Genomic DNA, 360 nt, shown 5'->3' on the forward strand with positions numbered 1-360 from the left:
GATCTTGAGATAAATAGAGAATTTCTAAACTACATTTTTCAAAGCTACGAGGATCATTTTGGCGAGCTTGGAGTGGTCAGTTTTGCTCCAAAAAATAGCAAAGAGCTACCTTTTATCATCGAAAATTTATCAAAAAATTACGACTTTGTAAGCATTTTTGGCTCGGATGAAAATTTTGCCATCGCTGCAAAGATAGTAGCGACGCTAACTGGGGGCTCGCTCGAGCTAAAAGATAGCACGACACTTGCGCTTAAAGATAGCTTAGACTACTCTAAAAATAGCTTTTTAGCCAGTCTAAATAACGCCCAGATAAATCTTATAAATGCTAATCCAAATGAATAGCTAGGCGAGTTTCTAACC

Annotated in this window: 1 pseudogene; it reads left to right on the top strand. The window is 37.5% G+C overall.

The features are described 5' to 3' along the window. Window positions 1-342 (top strand): annotated as a pseudogene (locus tag A3223_RS07515) (CinA family protein); the annotation flags it as partial. Window positions 343-360 lie beyond the last annotated feature (18 nt).

Origin of the sequence: Campylobacter concisus, assembly GCF_002092855.1 — a bacterium.
GTDB lineage: Bacteria > Campylobacterota > Campylobacteria > Campylobacterales > Campylobacteraceae > Campylobacter_A > Campylobacter_A concisus_AI.